The following is a 15,864-nucleotide window of genomic DNA, read 5'->3' on the forward strand; positions in this document are numbered from 1 at the left end:
TAACTTTTCGACTAATCGCAGAAAAGACTGTAACAAACCAGTTAAAGACTGGCGCAGAAGCGGACTATTTTATAAAATCCGAGGTTTAGATTTTGTAAAATAGTCCGCTTCTGTGCATGCATTTATTTCGTGGCACTCAAATTAGTGGTTAAGAAAGTAGGTTATTGAGTTTACCTCTAGAAGAAAGCAGAGGCTGAGACAAAAGACAATTTTGCCCCAGCTTTTTTGATTTCTACCATTAGGTCCGTTGCTGACGTCCAAAGCAACTTTCTTTGGGTTAGTGACTTAAGGATTAGCCTCGTTCGCAGCTTATCCGCTGTGTTGCAATAATAAGAAATTGTTAGTCAGAAGGGTTATCAACTTATGGTGCTCTGTCACGACCGGCCAATCTAAGTCGTACTAAAGCTCATTCATCAAACACCCCAGCAATCCGACCACCTTAACGAACCATAAAGTTCTTAACACTTTCCTAAACGGACTTAAGAAGACTATAAGAAACGGCGAATAACAGTCAGAAGGTTAGAATACGCAAGTCAATGATGGTATAACTGTCTCATAATAAAACGAAATGAGGTGGTTGACATGTTTCCATATCTTGGATTGAAAGCCAGCACTGATGAGACACAACTGGAAGAACGGTTGCAGCATCAGCCGGAGGTATTTGAATTTTACACGCAAGCCAGCGACATGACGCCAGATGGGTTAGCACATTTGAGCCAAATGATCGACCGGGTCAAATCAGCCGGTGTCGACCATGTCATCATCCATCACCCAATGGCGTTTGACCATGCCCACAATGAACTGGCAGTTTCCGCGTTGCGTAATCCCGCATCGTACCAGTTTATGATGGGCAGTACTGAATCCATCATCGAGTTAGCGAAAGCGAGGGACGTTCAGGTCTTGGTTCATGGTGCGTACAACGCTCCGTTGAGCTGGATAAAAGCACAGTTTGGCAGTCTGGAAGCAGGTCGTGAATTAGTATTTGACCGTCTGGACTATTTTAAGGCTCTGGGTGGCAATCACGTGATGTTTGAAAACGCACTATCGCCGTTATTTCGTTTCGGTGAGCCGGGCTTTGAACGCCGTATTATGGGGCACCACTACCGGTTGGCGTATGACATCAGCCACGCGTTTATCGTGCTTCACGGTGACAATGATAAGCTGGTGTCGAGCCTTGCGAGGTTAGCACCGCAGATTGTTCACTACCACCTGGTCGACTCAATGGGTCAAAAACATGATAGTTTACCGCTTGGTCAGGGAAATATTGACTGGGTTCGGGTTAAACGGGTGCTGAACCCTAATGCGACCAACATTTACGAGATTACCTTGGATGACGAAGATAATTGTCAGGCCATGCTCGATAGCCATAACTACTTGAAATCACTGGATTCGCGGTCATTACTAGTTGGCAGATAGGCTGTTCAAATTTGTTGACGACACTCCTTGCCCGCGGTATGATAATCTCATGCTTACGGGAACTTATATCAAAAATGCTTGATGAGTTGCCCTATTTCGACCGGGTTTCATTAAAAAGTGACACTCGTCTGATTAAAGTCAGACGAGTGTCTTTCTTTGTCTTGAGGTAAACACAACATGTAGTGGTTCACGTGCCGAATTTCTTTAAATTGTACACAATATATGGTTGAAGACTGCACTGGAAATCGGTATTATTATAGAGAAGAATCATTTTTCAAGAAATAGGGGTGGCTGATATGCAAGAAACACGTACAGATCGCGTTGACGCCCTGACTGTCATTAAACGTGACGGCCGGAGTGTCAGCTTTAACGGCGATAAAATTCAAACTGCGATTTTAAAAGCAGCCAAGAAGGTGAACGACGAATTAGATGCTAGTGATTATCAGACAATCGACTCAGTAGTTGCTGATGTTGAACGTGAAATTACTGACCGATTTGACGATAACGTTAAAATCTACGAAATTCAAAACATCGTGGAACACGAATTGATGGAGCAGCACCAGTATGACTGGGCCGAAGAATACATCAACTACCGAACGCAAAAAGATTTAAAGCGAAATCAAGCAACTGATATCAACTTTACGATTCAAAAGTTGCTACATAAAGACGCTACGGTGGTTAACGAAAATGCCAACAAAGATAGTAACGTTTTTAACACGCAGCGTGATTTGACTGCCGGCACCGTTGCCCGTTCAATCGGACTAAAGATGTTGCCGCCAAAGGTTGCCAACGCCCATCTAAAGGGCGACATTCACTGGCACGATTTGGATTACCAACCATACAGCGCAATGACGAATTGCTGTTTGATCGATTTTAAGGAAATGCTGAACCATGGTTTCAAGATTGGTAACGCCGAAGTAGAGCCGCCTCACTCAATCGAGACCGCCACTGCCCAGATGTCACAGATTATTGCTAATGTGGCTTCAAGCCAGTACGGTGGCTGTTCTGCTGACCGCGTGGACGAACTGCTCGCGCCATTTGCTAAGAAGAACTATGACAAGCACATGGTTGACGCCAAGGAATGGATCGAAGGCGAAGCAAAGCAGGACGCTTTTGCCAAAGCAAAGACTAAGAAGGATATTTACGACGCCATGCAGGCGCTTGAATACGAAATCAACACATTGTACTCATCACAAGGGCAAACACCGTTTACGACCCTTGGCTTCGGCTTAGGAACAAACTGGATCGAACGTGAGATTCAAAAGTCTATTTTGAAGGTTCGTATCGAAGGCTTGGGTAAGGAAAAGCGGACAGCGATTTTCCCTAAGCTGGTCTTTACAATCAAACGCGGCTTGAACTTGAAGCCTGGAGATCCTAACTACGACGTTAAGGAACTTGCTGTTGAATGTGCCACAAAGCGGATGTACCCCGACGTTTTAATGTACGATAAAATTGTTGAACTGACTGGCTCCTTCAAAGCACCAATGGGCTGTCGGAGTTTCTTGCAGGGCTGGAAGGACGAGAACGGTAAAGAAGTGAACGCCGGGCGGATGAACCTGGGTGTTGTGACGATGAACTTACCGCGCATTGCACTTGAAGCAAAGGGTGACATGGACAAGTTCTGGTCAATTCTGGAAGAACGTCTATCAATTTGTAAAGAAGCACTGGTATTCAAGGTTAACCGTGCTAAGCAGGCTCGACCTGAAAACGCCCCAATTTTGTACGAATACGGCGCCTTTGGGAAACGACTGAAGCGCACTGATTCCGTTGACGAGTTGTTCAAGAATAAGCGCGCCACCGTTTCATTAGGCTACATTGGCCTGTACGAAGTGGGGACTGCTTTCTTTGGGCCAACTTGGGAAAAGAATCCGGAAGCTAAGCAGTTTACTATCGACGTGGTGAAAGACCTCTATGACCACTGTAAACAGTGGGAAGACGAATACGGTTACCACTTCAGCGTTTACGCCACCCCTGCAGAAAGCTTGACGAACACCTTCTGCCAAGCTGATATTAAGAAGTTTGGCCGGATCAAGGACATTACGGACAAGGAATACTATACTAACAGTTTCCACTACGATGTTCGTAAAGCACCAACTCCGTTTGAAAAGATCGACTTTGAAAAAGACTATCCAAAGTATAGTGCCGGTGGTTTTATCCACTACTGTGAATACCCGAACCTGAAGCAAAACCCAAAGGCGCTTGAAGCAGTTTGGGACTACGCGTACGACCGGATCGGCTACCTCGGCACCAACACGCCAATCGACCAGTGTTTTGCATGCGGCTTCAAGGGTGAATTCAAGCCAACTGCAAAGGGCTTTGAATGCCCACAATGCGGCAACCACGATCCTGCAACCTGCGACGTTGTGAAGCGGACCTGCGGCTACTTGGGCAACCCAAACCAACGCCCAATGGTGCACGGCCGTCACGTGGAAATTGCCAGCCGGGTCAAGCATATGACGCTAGGTAATGATAATAATGATGTGGCACGTCAGTAGCGTGTGAAAATAGGTGTTTTGAGGGCAGAAGTCCCATACAAGGGAACCCTCAACCTTCGGAAACACGTTTCGGCAATGTCAAAACAGAACCAAAATCCTAAAACTATAACAAAAATAATCTCCGTAGAAGTACCGCTATCATAAGTGCTTTCAGATTAACGCTACCTTCTCCGGATGTAATGCCACTGTCAATTCGGCTGACAACGTCACGTTGCTTTCTCTTGATAGTGGCATTTGTTTGCGGGTGGCAACGCGCCGCTCTAGCAGAATCAACGATAATTACGTATATCTTAAAAGGGGACTTCTTGATGTCTAACACAACTGAAAAGCTGCCTAAAAATCCAAAACCAAAAGAATGGTTAGCCTCTGACCTCAGTCAGCAGTACATTGCAAGTTACAAACCATTCAATTTCGTGGATGGCGAGGGTGTGCGCTGCAGTCTCTATGTCTCTGGTTGTAAATTCGACTGTCCAGGCTGCTACAACAAGGTCGCACAAAACTTCCACTTTGGCCATCCCTATACCCAAGAGCTTGAGGACCAAATCATTAAGGATTTGAGCCAAGACTACGTGCAGGGTCTGACTTTGTTGGGTGGCGAACCATTCTTGAATACTCAGGTCTGCATTAAGTTGGCTAAACGAATCCGTAAAGAATTTGGGCACGACAAGGATATCTGGAGTTGGACCGGTTACAAGTGGGAAGAGTTAATGCAGGAGTCTGACGACAAGTTGGAACTGCTGAACTTGATCGATATTTTGATTGATGGTCGGTTCTTGCAATCCAAGATGGATTTGACCCTTCAGTTCAGGGGCAGCTCGAACCAAAAAATCATCAAAGTGCCCGAATCACTTGAAAAGGGCAAGATCGTTTTGTGGGATAAGCTAATTAAGTAGCGTGTGCAACAAGGGAGTTAGCGACTTCTGAAGTAGCCTGCTGTCTTGTTGAACAAGTATCCCCGTATCTGTGAAGCATATTATTCATGAAATAAAGAAATCCAGTTTGACGAACAAACGCGTCATGCGATAATCCCTTTGTGGTTGTCAGATGAAATATAATAATTCATCTGACAACTATGGAGGGATTTTTGTATGTATTGGCACGTCATCGTTGTTTATGAGCTGACACACCGCAATGAATAACCAAGAAAGATGGCTGTTTTCGCTATCCCGGCAGGCACCAGTAATTTTGAGCAAAATTTAACAACTGTTCGACTTTTTTATCCTATAATAGAAGTAACTATGTAACTAAAGGGAGGAATGGTGCCATGAAGTGTCCCTGGGCTGACGGTGACAACGCTGCAATGACTGCTTATCATGACCATGAGTGGGGGTTTGTAACCACTGATGAAACAGCTACGTTTGAACTGATGGTGCTTGAAATGATGCAGGCTGGTCTCAGTTGGCAAACGGTTTTGAACAAACGGGCAGCATTTAAATCGGCTTTTGCAAACTACGATCTCACTCAAATCGCTGACTTTAAGCAACCGGAAATTGATACCTTGATGGCAAACGCGGGCATCATTCGTAATAAGCGGAAAATCCTAGCGACTATCAATAACGCGCAACTTTTGCAAAAATGGCATTCGGCTGGTCAAACGGTGATTGCCTACTTGTGGTCGTTCGTCGATTACGAACCTCAAAATTCGCAATTGAGAAGCATGACGGATTTGCCGGCACAAACTGATTTGTCGAAACGAATTAGTAAAACACTAAAAAAGCAGGGCTTTCAGTTTTTGGGGCCGAACATCGTTTACTCTTGGTTACAAGCGCTGGGCATCATTAATGATCATTTAACCACCTGTGACAGGTATGAACCCGCCATTGCGTTTGGCAACGCGCACCACGATGCTTTGATGGCGCTTAAAAAAACGCTTTGACATCAAATTGTCATCAAAATATGACATTAAAATGACACCAGCGTTGCAAAATCTCAACAATTAAGGATTAAAATACCAAATTGTGTTTAAGAAATTGGTTATTGGTTGATTTTAGAATTAAAAATCGCTAATTTATGAAGCAGGAGAAACAGGACAACTACGGATGTTAGGGAAGGTGCCAGGTTGAATAAAGAACTTAGAATATTAATAGTAGAAGACGACGAAGCGTTAGCCAATAGTTTGGAGCGCATACTTAACGAAATCGCCACTACGACGGTCAGTAATGATGGTCTCGAAGGGCAAATGCTTGGGCAGGAAGGCATTTTCGACCTTGCTGTGCTGGATTTAATGTTGCCGCAAGTTAACGGCTACGATATTTTGAAGTACTGGCGAAACGAAGCTAAATTGGATATGCCAGTATTGATCTTAACGGCGAAGGATACTTTGGACGACAAAGTTCGCGGCTTTCAGTTGGGTGCGGATGATTATTTAACCAAGCCGTTTCATCGTGAAGAGCTCATTATGCGGGTCAAAGCACTACTGCGCCGTTCCGGCAGCATGGGCAATGACAACCAACTGACAGTGGGCGATTTTTCGGCTAATTTAAATAACCGGACGGTGGCCATTGATGGTACAAACTTGGAGCTCAATGGTAAGGAGTACGATCTGCTGGTTTACTTCCTGCAAAACCCCGATACCATTATCACGAAGGACCAAATTTTTGACCGTCTCTGGGGGTTTGACTCTGATACAGCACTTTCGGTTGTTGAAGTCTATATGAGTAATTTACGTAAGAAAATTAAGCAATTAAACACTAACCAACCCATTCGGACACTGAGAAACGTGGGGTATATGTTAGAAACGGAGGCCTAAATCGCATGAAGAAGCAGAAAAAACCCGAAACAAGACAGCAGACGAGACTCTTTATTAATGAGCTCGTCACCTTTGCGATACTTTTTGCCACCCTTGGTTTCGTGGTTTACTTCTTCTTTAACCAGTCGATTTATACCAATATTGATCAGGGATTGCGTGGGCAGGAGCGTCAAATCTTGCGGAACACGCCGACCCCGAAAATGGAGCATCGAACAGCCAGTTCAGTAACGGATCCAAAGGCTAAGCGGTCACCATCAGCTTCCGGACCGTTTCGGTCAAACATCATTGTGTTCAACAGCAAGGGTAAAATTATGAACGCGGCGATGCTTGGCGAACGGAATTATGGACTTTTAAAAAAGGCCCAACTGATCAAAAAGAACCTGAATAAAGTTGAGGATCTCTCTTTGACATCTGATGAAATTACCAGCCATTTTCGGACGATTTTGATCAAGGTACCGAAGAGCAACAGTAACCCAGTGTATGCTGGACGTTACGTGATGGTCATGGAATCTATCGATGCTGATCTAATGGCCATCAACAGTTTCAGATCAGCATTAATGGTTACCCTGATCTTCTTCTGGGTACTCGCTATCCTGATTTCTTACTTATTATCACGTTGGAGCATGGGGCCAATCATTACGGCTTGGCGCAAACAACGCGACTTTAGTGCTAACGCTGCCCATGAATTACGAACGCCGCTGACGGTGATTCAAAACCAGTTGGAGTTCCTGCTGACGCAGCCAAAATCTCGAATCGTTGACCAAGTTGATGAAGTGTCGACCGCGCTGGATGAAGTTCGGCACATGCAGACCTTAACGAGTCGGTTATTGACACTAGCTCGTTCAGACTCAAACGTGACTCAATTTAACCCGCAATCAGTCGATCTGCACCCCTGGTTTACAGATATTCTGCGGCCGTATGTCGAAATCGCCAACAGCCAGCAAAAATCATTTGCTGCAAACGTGACGGCGGAGGGCAAAGCGCAGCTGGATACGGATCTGATTCGCCAACTGTTAGTCATCCTACTGGATAATGCCATCAAATACACGCCGGAAAACGGTCGTATGGGCGTGGACGTGACTAGAGTGAAGGATACTGTGCAAATTGCAGTATCCGATACAGGAGCGGGAATCTCGGACGAAGATAAGCCAAAGGTCTTCGACAGATTCTACAGAACAGATAAATCAAGAAACTCAAAAACAGGCGGCAACGGCTTAGGCCTAGCCATCGCACAGTGGGTGGTGCAACAACACCACGGCAAGCTAACGATTAAAGATAACCAGCCAACGGGGGCAATATTTGTGGCTAGTTTGGCAATTAAGTAGAGTGTGGAAGAAGCCAGAGTGTGGAAGCAGGCGGTTAAGGAGTGGAGCCTAAGGGACTTCGACCCAAAAAGGCCGGGCCTGCCTTTTTGGGTCGAAGTCCCTTAGGTGCAACTCCTTGCCTGCTGGAACACGTTTCGGCTATAAGAAATAACCCCACAACCAAGGCAGCACTCAAAACAAATCAATTACAAACAAAAAACCACAAAACAAAAAGGCCACAAAACAGCAAAACCATGAAACTAAAAGGCCAAAAGGCCACAAAACCACAAAACCACAAACCACAAAACGCCAACCGGGGACAGGCACAAACACTCACAAAGCCAGGAAACCCCAAAAATCAAGGGTCCCTGGCTTTAATGGTTTAATCATCCCAGATGGCCAACACCCAACACCCACAAAGGAGGAACGCCCAAAGTGAAAAGAAAACACTGGCTCGCATGGCTCACCGCCATCGTCGTTTTATTTGTGCCCACAACATTGGATCTAAAACCAGCACCAGTTAATCTAAGAGCGAAGGGCGAGCAGCTGATTGCTAAGTGGCTGCCAACTTCGACGACGCAGACAAAGTCGCAGGAAAAAAGCGATACTAGTGACAAGACGCCGATCGAATCCATTGTGCAGGGCAAAACGTTATCAAATACTTACTACTACCACTTCGCCGCCAACATGCCGAGTAACGCCAAGCAAATGTTTGAGGATGCGGTTGCGACCTATAATGCGACCGGTGTTGTTCATCTGGTAGCGGGCGAAGGGACAGCAAAAGAGAATCGAATCACCTTCTTCGTTTACAGTAAGGCAACGAGTACGGCTTCGCAGGGGATGATTGAATCTGGTCACGGCGGACCGAAAATCATTGAACGAACCGGCTGGGGCGCCTATACTGTAAATCATGCACGGGCGGGATTAAACGTGAAGTACCCGCAAATGGCAATTAAAAAGTCAGTCGCTGTCCATGAATTAGGGCATGCCTTGGGACTGGACCACAGTGCCAGTCTATCATCGGTCATGTACCCAGTTGACCACGGCCGCAGTGTCTTGTCGAAAATGGACATTAACGCTTTGAAATCAATTTATCCTGAAAGCTCAAGGTGACAATTATCATGAAGACGAGTACAACGTCAAAATGGCTTTTGTTTTATCATATTATGGTCAGTTTCTTCGTGTTTCTTTCAGCGGGACTGGCACTCACGATTATGTTCAGCCCATCCGTGTCACCATGGATCCACCAGCTGAATACGTCGGTGTGGGTGATTTTCGTTATTGATTACCTTGTTCGACTGCTTCGCACGCCGAATCGGAAGTGGTTCTTAGTGGATAACATTTTGGACCTGATTGGGATTATTCCCATGCACCCCGTGTTTGCGCTGTTTCGACTTAGTCGGTTAATGCGGATCATTAAGGTGCACCATATTATTTGGCATCTCGGCATCTCTGGTAAATGGAGCCGCAGCTTTCACCGTTTTCTCTATGACACGGGCTTCATTTATTTGATCACAATCAGTGTTGTCATCATTTGTGTGAGCGCTTGGCTGTTTTCCATCGCGGAGCACCAGTCGTTGTCACAAGCAATGTGGTGGGCCGTTACGACCGCCACGACCGTTGGGTACGGGGATGATTTCCCGAAAACAGGACTGGGTAAAGTCATTGCCACCGCGCTGATGTTTGGTGGTGTTGGTTTTATTGGTTTGTTAACGTCACAGATTACCGAGTTCTTTACGGACCGGGCCACTGTGACGACCACCAACGAACCTACCATGCAGGATCTGAGCAATCAGATTCAGATGCTGACGAAGGAAGTTCGCCGGCTGCAGCGTAAGGTTGATCGTCAATCAGCAGGTGTTAAACCAAAAACAAAAGTTAAGCCGAAGCCTAAGGGTAAACCAAAGCCAAAGACAGCGCCAAAGCCTAAGCCGGGTAGTAAGACGCCCGCTAAGGCGAAGCGTTGATTGCTGATAATCCAAAGCCGGCAAAACCATTACTTCGCATTAATAGACAACAAAAAAGACTAACCGCCTTCACATAAGGAGCGGTTAGTCTTTTTAATGATGCAATCGAGTTTAAGTACGATTTTTATTAATGTGAATACTTTTTAGTACCAGTGATGAGCAACCCAGAACTTCTTAGCTTTTGTCCAAGTGCCGTAACGACCCTTAACGTAGGTGTTAGCTGTTTTTTCTTGGTTAACTGGTGATAAGTTACCCTTGAGGTAAGAGATCAATAATTGATAACGGCCGTAACAATTTCCGTTACGTGCAGTATAGCTATAACTTGATTCATGATAGGCAATCCAGTTTTTAGCAGACTTTTGAGTTGATGACAAGCCTGAATTAATCGCCTTGATTTCCTTTTTTTGAGTGGCGGTCAGCTTTGTTGAGGCTTGCGCAGTTGTTGGTTCGTTGTTGAAGTTTGATGCGGTATCAGTAACCATACCTGCGGTGAAGCCGAATACTAATAAGAATGCAGTAACTAGTTTTATGTGAATTTTTGACATTGTATAACTCCCTATCCGATTTAATTAACTGTGATAAGCATACACGGATAATGTTTCAGTTATATTAATAGGCGGTTACTATGCCGTTAAATGATTGAAATGTTTTTGTCATATTCGTGAAAACGCTCACTTGTTGGCGGTTCCAAGTGTGAAATCTTCAAGCTTTATCCACAAAAATATCACCTTTGTCGGTTAAAATAGAGTTAGGTAAATAATCGCATAGGACAAAATTGAGAAGGTGAATAAAGTGGTAACAAACCGACAAAGAGTTTATGTGAGCCTAAAGCAAGATATTATGAATGGGACACTTCGCAGCGGTGAAATGATTGCTGACCGCCCATTAGCTGAAAAGTATCAAGTGAGCAGAACCCCTGTCAGAGAAGCCATTCAGCAATTAAAAGCGGAGGGCTTCTTGGAAGTTGAACCAAACATTGGTACCCGGGTGGCGATGGTGCAGGAAGATCGCATTCCGGCAACTTACGAATTACTGGGGCGCATTGAACAGGGCGGGGTTGAATTACTGAGTAACGTGTTGCCAAAATTGATCGCGCCGTTAACGCAATTAAATGACGCGTACCGTGATGCCATTGAAAAGAGTTTGTGGCAAGAAGCGATGAACATTGACAGAGAATTCCATCAGGTGATGCTGCGTCGAAGTCCGAGCAACTATGCCAGCAAATTTGCTGATATATTACGTGTTCAGTTGCGACCCACGGAATCTCGGTATTATCAACGTCAATTTCCAAAAAAAATCGAAGCGGTTGAAGATCACGCCGCACTGATTGCGCTGCTGACGAATGGTAAACAAGCTGAGGCTGGCCGGTTAGCACGACGGCACCGAATGAAACAGGCAAAAGTGTTACGAAAAATGCTTTAGTCGCCGCATAAGTGCCAAGAGAAGGGGTTGCTCACGCAGCTCTTTTTTTATGGTGTACCGCAGTCCTTATTTTGTCGGCGGCCAACTCGGTAACGCGCGGAAATTTCTGCATCCACTGGGCAAATATGCTGACTTCCGTGTGACCAAGGCCATAATCTGTAGTGCCGAACAACGGACAGTTTTGTGAATATGCCTATACCACTTTTTTGCATTGGGTAACAAGTCTACGTTACAATGTAGTAAGAACATGCACATTAAATTTATAAAAATCGACCCCGGTTTACGAGAGGATGGAAGTGACGACTTTGTTTTTAACAATGGAACATCTAAACAAGACCTATAGCGGCGGAAAAGTCGCGGTTGAAGATTTTAATTTGGAAATTGAAAAAGGGGAGTTTGTGTGTTTTATCGGAACTTCAGGTTCTGGTAAAACAACAACCATGCGGATGATCAACCGTATGTTACAACAGACTTCCGGTACCATTGAGCTGGATGGTAAGGATATCAGCGAAATGGACCCGGTGAAACTGCGGCGAAAAATCGGCTACGTGATTCAAAATATCGGGCTGATGCCGCACATGACCATCCGGCAGAATATTACCATCGTGCCGAGATTGCTAAAGTGGTCGCAGGAGAAGATGAACGAACGGGCTAAAGAAATGATCAAACTGGTAGAACTGCCAGAAGAATTTCTCGACCGTTATCCGTCTGAGCTCTCTGGTGGTCAGCAGCAACGGATCGGTGTTGTCCGGGCCTTGGCCGCTGATCAGGATCTCATTTTGATGGATGAACCGTTTGGTGCCTTGGACCCGATCACCCGTGAAGCCTTGCAAGATTTAGTTAAGGATCTGCAGGAACGGTTAGGGAAAACGATTATTTTCGTGACCCATGATATGGATGAAGCCCTGAATTTAGCAACGAAAATTGTCGTCATGGATGATGGCAAAATTATGCAGGTGGCAACGCCCGATGAAATTTTGCGGCATCCAGCTAATGCATTCGTTGAAAATCTGTTGGGACACGACCGGTTGATCCAGGCTCGGCCGAGTATTACTACTGTTGGTCAAGTCATGCTCAAAAACGTGGCTTCGATCACCCCTGATCGGCTACTGAAAGAAGCCTTGAAAACCATGCATGATCGGCGAGTTGATTCACTGCTGGTCACCGACAGCGGCGGCACGTTGAAGGGATATATGGATATTGAAGATATCGACTATAACTTTAAAACGGCTACCAGTGTGGGTGACGTTATGCATTCGGATGTCTTTTACGTGTCATCAGATTCGCTGATCCGGGATACCGTTGAACGGATTCTGAAACGTGGCTTTAAAAACGTGCCGGTGGTTGATAGAAATCATCATTTGGTCGGCATCGTGACCCGGGCCGCCCTTGTGGATATTGTGTACGACGCGCTTTGGGGTGACGATGACAAGAAAGACACTGATGGTTCAGATACAAAGAGCGCAACGGCGGCTAAATTGTCGCAATCTCAAGAGACGGCGGACGATGACGGGCAAGGTGGTGATGCCAAATGATGCACTTCTTATCAGTCTATGGCTGGCAATTATTGTATAAAACTTGGCAGCATATCTACATTTCAGCCATTTCGCTTGGACTAGGGGTCATTGTGGCAGTTCCCGTTGGTATTTTACTGACGAGAGCGAAAAAAGTCGCTAACGTGGTAATTTCGATTGCCAGCATGCTCCAAACGATTCCAGTTTTGGCGCTGCTAGCGTTCATGATTCCGATTTTTGGGATCGGCGCTATTCCCGCCATTGTCGCCCTGTTCATTTACTCGTTACTGCCAATTTTGCGAAACACCTATCTTGGGATGGACGGTGTGAGTCCGACCCTGCGCGATGCAGCAAAGGGTATGGGGATGACGAACTGGCAATCCATCATCAAGGTTGAAGTCCCGCTGGCAGCACCGGTCATCATGGCGGGTATCCGACTCTCAGCCACCTACGTGATTGCCTGGGCTGCGTTGGCGTCCTACATTGGCGCTGGCGGATTAGGGGATTTCATTTTCAATGGGTTGAATCTGTATCGGACCGACCTGATCCTCGGTGGGTCAATTCCCGTTATTTTACTGGCCCTGATCACCGATTTTCTGCTGGGTAAATTGGAACTCGCACTGACGCCCAAAACGGCACATGCTTAAGGAGGGCTGATCAATGAAACGATTTAAACGTTGGCTGATCTTGCTCCTTGTGTCGGTGCTTGGACTTACCAGTCTGAGCGGATGCGGCTTTCCCGGACTTTCCAGTTCGACTAAAGACACGGTGCGGATCGCCTCACAAAACACGACTGAACAACAGATTATGTCCTACATGCTGCAGAATATGATTGAGCATTACACGAATTTACACACGACCATTATTAACAATCTAGGTTCCGGGACCGTCAGTTTTAATGCCTTGAAAAATAATCAGGCAGATATTTCGGCCATTCGGTATATCGGGACTGACCTGACCACCATCATGGGAAAGTCGGCGGACCGAAACGCGGCGCGAGCTACCAAGACTGTTAAAAAGGCTTTTAATAAACAGTATCATATGACTTACTTTCCAACGTATGGTTTTTCGGATACCTACCAGTTCATGGTTACTCAGAAAACGGCTAAGAAGTATCATTTGAACACCGTGAGCGACATGAAGAAGGAGGCCCCTAAGATGAGCGTTGGGGTCGATCAAATTTGGCTGAACCGTAAAGGCGACGGTTATGATGGGTTTCAAAAGACCTATGGCTATAGTTTCGGTTCCATTCACCCAATGCAAATTGGGCTGGTCTACGATGCGGTGGCTGTCGGCAAGATGGATGCTGTTTTAGGCTATTCTACGGATGGCCGGATCAACAGTTATCATTTGAAGCTGCTGAAGGATAATAAACATTTCTTCCCGCCATACACCGCAAGTGCGGTTGCGACCAACGCTATCTTGAAGAAGCACCCGCAACTTAAACCGATTATCAACAAGTTAGACGGTAAGATCAACTTGAAGACCATGCAGAAGCTGAACTATCAAGTGGATAATAATTTGAAAGAACCTGAAGTTGTGGCCAAACAATTTTTGGAGAAGCACAACTACTTTGAAGGGGGGAACAACTAATGCAAAATATGAATCTATGGCAACAGTTGATCTATTACTATCAGCATAACGGGTCCTATGTGTTAGCCCAGTTCTCCCGGCACTTTTTGATTTCTATCTATGGTGTGTTGATTGCCGCAGTCGTTGGGATTCCAATCGGTATTTTCATTGCCCATCATGGTAAGCTCAGCGGTGTGGTTATTGGGATAGCGAACGTCATTCAAACCATTCCGTCATTGGCCATGTTATCAATCATCATGATTGGTCTTGGCTTGGGTGTGAATACGGTTATCGTGACGGTTTTCTTGTACGCACTGTTGCCCATCATCAAAAATACGGATACGGGGATGCGAAACGTTGATGCCAGTGTCTTAGATTCAGGTAAGGGCATGGGTATGACCAGGTGGCAACTTTTGCGCTTGGTGGAACTGCCGCTCTCGCTATCGGTGATTATGGCTGGCTTGCGAAACGCCCTGGTGCTCGCCATCGGAATCACAGCTATCGGGACTTTCGTTGGCGCTGGTGGCCTTGGGGATATCATTATCCGTGGAACAAATGCCACAAACGGCAGTGCCATTATCTTGGCAGGTGCGTTACCAACTGCCCTGATGGCAATCGTGGTTGACCTCATATTAGCTTGGGTGGAAAAAAAGGCGGATCCAACAACCTAGAGTGTGGAGAAAGGCGTTTAAGGAGCGGAGCAGAAGGGACTCTGAGCCGAAAAGTCCGGGCCTGACTTTTTGGCTCAGAGTCCCTTCTGCAGGAGCTCCTTGCCTTTCGGAACACGTTTCGACGCCAAGAAAGCAAACCACGAATGCAGCCTGAATCTCCGAAAATAATAAAGGAGCAATCATCGTACGAAAACAAGCATTCTAAAAATGCCAAATACCGACAAGCAACTCACAGTTCACAACGCAAAGCTCTGCCAGATACATAAAGATGTAAAAGTTATCTGGCAGAGCTTTTGCTCTCTCATCAAGTAACACCCTGCGTCAAAAGTCCAAATAAAATAATTAATTTTAAAAACCTATTGACAGAACCATGTCGGATGCTTATATTAAATAGTAATTAGATTATGAAATTCGGATGGGAATAGTAACCGACAACGACGTGACAAAGCGACCTGTATTTGGTGAAAGGCAGGATACGCACGCGTTGGTGAATGAGCCCAAATTGGAGACCTGCTGTTCACGCAACGGGTTCGCAAGGATGCGTTACGATCCCAGACATCATAAGGTGTCGTTGAGGCAGATTGTGCAAATAATCTGCGAACAAGGGTGGTAACACGAAGCGTTCGTCCCTGTATTGGCTATAGGCCGGTATGGGGGACGAACGCTTTTTTCGTTTTCCGAATCTAATTATAAAATGGTCCCCGATTTAAAATTGAAGTGCAACACTTGATAACTAGACCAATTAGACTAGCTT

Annotated in this window: 15 protein-coding genes; 14 read left to right on the forward strand and 1 reads right to left on the reverse strand. The window is 45.7% G+C overall.

Annotated elements, in window-relative coordinates; all coding sequences use genetic code 11:
* Positions 1-582: 582 nt before the first annotated feature.
* The 9 genes from FC82_RS06265 to FC82_RS06305 all read left to right on the forward strand — a co-directional run bounded on the left by FC82_RS06265 (position 583) and on the right by FC82_RS06305 (position 9,931).
* Complete coding sequence (locus FC82_RS06265; RefSeq protein WP_056996504.1) at positions 583-1,416, forward strand: sugar phosphate isomerase/epimerase family protein; 834 nt, start codon at positions 583-585, stop codon at positions 1,414-1,416.
* A gap of 296 nt (positions 1,417-1,712) precedes the next feature.
* Positions 1,713-3,911: an anaerobic ribonucleoside-triphosphate reductase gene (gene nrdD / locus FC82_RS06270; protein ID WP_056996505.1), complete on the forward strand. Its 2,199-nt coding sequence runs from the start codon at positions 1,713-1,715 to the stop codon at positions 3,909-3,911.
* 308 nt (positions 3,912-4,219) lie between these two features.
* Positions 4,220-4,804: an anaerobic ribonucleoside-triphosphate reductase activating protein gene (gene nrdG, locus FC82_RS06275; RefSeq protein WP_056996506.1), complete on the forward strand. Its 585-nt coding sequence runs from the start codon at positions 4,220-4,222 to the stop codon at positions 4,802-4,804.
* 371 nt (positions 4,805-5,175) lie between these two features.
* Positions 5,176-5,787: a DNA-3-methyladenine glycosylase I gene (locus FC82_RS06280; protein ID WP_065101441.1), complete on the forward strand. Its 612-nt coding sequence runs from the start codon at positions 5,176-5,178 to the stop codon at positions 5,785-5,787.
* 183 nt (positions 5,788-5,970) lie between these two features.
* The gene (locus FC82_RS06285; protein ID WP_054759628.1) at positions 5,971-6,660 is read left to right on the forward strand and encodes a response regulator transcription factor; all 690 of its coding nucleotides are present in this window, start codon (positions 5,971-5,973) and stop codon (positions 6,658-6,660) included.
* 5 nt (positions 6,661-6,665) lie between these two features.
* Complete coding sequence (locus tag FC82_RS06290) at positions 6,666-7,985, forward strand: sensor histidine kinase (RefSeq protein WP_056996507.1); 1,320 nt, start codon at positions 6,666-6,668, stop codon at positions 7,983-7,985.
* Positions 7,986-8,026: 41 nt separating this feature from the next.
* On the forward strand, positions 8,027-8,350 hold the full coding sequence (locus FC82_RS16860) for a hypothetical protein (protein ID WP_056996508.1): 324 nt from the start codon (positions 8,027-8,029) through the stop codon (positions 8,348-8,350).
* Between the two features lie 49 nt (positions 8,351-8,399).
* A complete protein-coding gene (locus tag FC82_RS16720; protein ID WP_065101442.1) occupies positions 8,400-9,077 on the forward strand; it encodes a matrixin family metalloprotease in 678 nt (225 codons plus the stop codon).
* A gap of 8 nt (positions 9,078-9,085) precedes the next feature.
* A complete protein-coding gene (locus FC82_RS06305) occupies positions 9,086-9,931 on the forward strand; it encodes a potassium channel family protein (protein WP_082620234.1) in 846 nt (281 codons plus the stop codon).
* Between the two features lie 143 nt (positions 9,932-10,074).
* Here the strand turns inward: FC82_RS06305 and FC82_RS06310 are convergent, their stop codons facing one another.
* On the reverse strand, positions 10,075-10,476 hold the full coding sequence (locus FC82_RS06310; protein WP_056996509.1) for an aggregation-promoting factor C-terminal-like domain-containing protein: 402 nt from the start codon (positions 10,474-10,476) through the stop codon (positions 10,075-10,077).
* 247 nt (positions 10,477-10,723) lie between these two features.
* Between FC82_RS06310 and FC82_RS06315 the strand changes: the two genes are divergently transcribed.
* The 5 genes from FC82_RS06315 to FC82_RS06335 all read left to right on the forward strand — a co-directional run bounded on the left by FC82_RS06315 (position 10,724) and on the right by FC82_RS06335 (position 15,110).
* Entirely contained in the window at positions 10,724-11,353 is a 630-nt protein-coding gene (locus FC82_RS06315; RefSeq protein WP_054759633.1) for a GntR family transcriptional regulator, read from the forward strand.
* 317 nt (positions 11,354-11,670) lie between these two features.
* Entirely contained in the window at positions 11,671-12,888 is a 1,218-nt protein-coding gene (locus FC82_RS06320; RefSeq protein ID WP_082620238.1) for a betaine/proline/choline family ABC transporter ATP-binding protein, read from the forward strand.
* On the forward strand, positions 12,885-13,514 hold the full coding sequence (locus FC82_RS06325) for an ABC transporter permease (RefSeq protein ID WP_056996511.1): 630 nt from the start codon (positions 12,885-12,887) through the stop codon (positions 13,512-13,514). The genes FC82_RS06320 and FC82_RS06325 overlap by 4 nt, the downstream gene beginning before the upstream one ends.
* A gap of 13 nt (positions 13,515-13,527) precedes the next feature.
* Positions 13,528-14,460, forward strand: coding sequence for an osmoprotectant ABC transporter substrate-binding protein (locus FC82_RS06330; protein ID WP_054759636.1), 933 nt, complete (start codon positions 13,528-13,530; stop codon positions 14,458-14,460).
* A complete protein-coding gene (locus FC82_RS06335; protein WP_056996512.1) occupies positions 14,460-15,110 on the forward strand; it encodes an ABC transporter permease in 651 nt (216 codons plus the stop codon). The genes FC82_RS06330 and FC82_RS06335 overlap by 1 nt, the downstream gene beginning before the upstream one ends.
* Positions 15,111-15,864 lie beyond the last annotated feature (754 nt).

Source organism: Secundilactobacillus collinoides DSM 20515 = JCM 1123, assembly GCF_001435975.1.
In the GTDB taxonomy this organism is placed as follows: domain Bacteria; phylum Bacillota; class Bacilli; order Lactobacillales; family Lactobacillaceae; genus Secundilactobacillus; species Secundilactobacillus collinoides.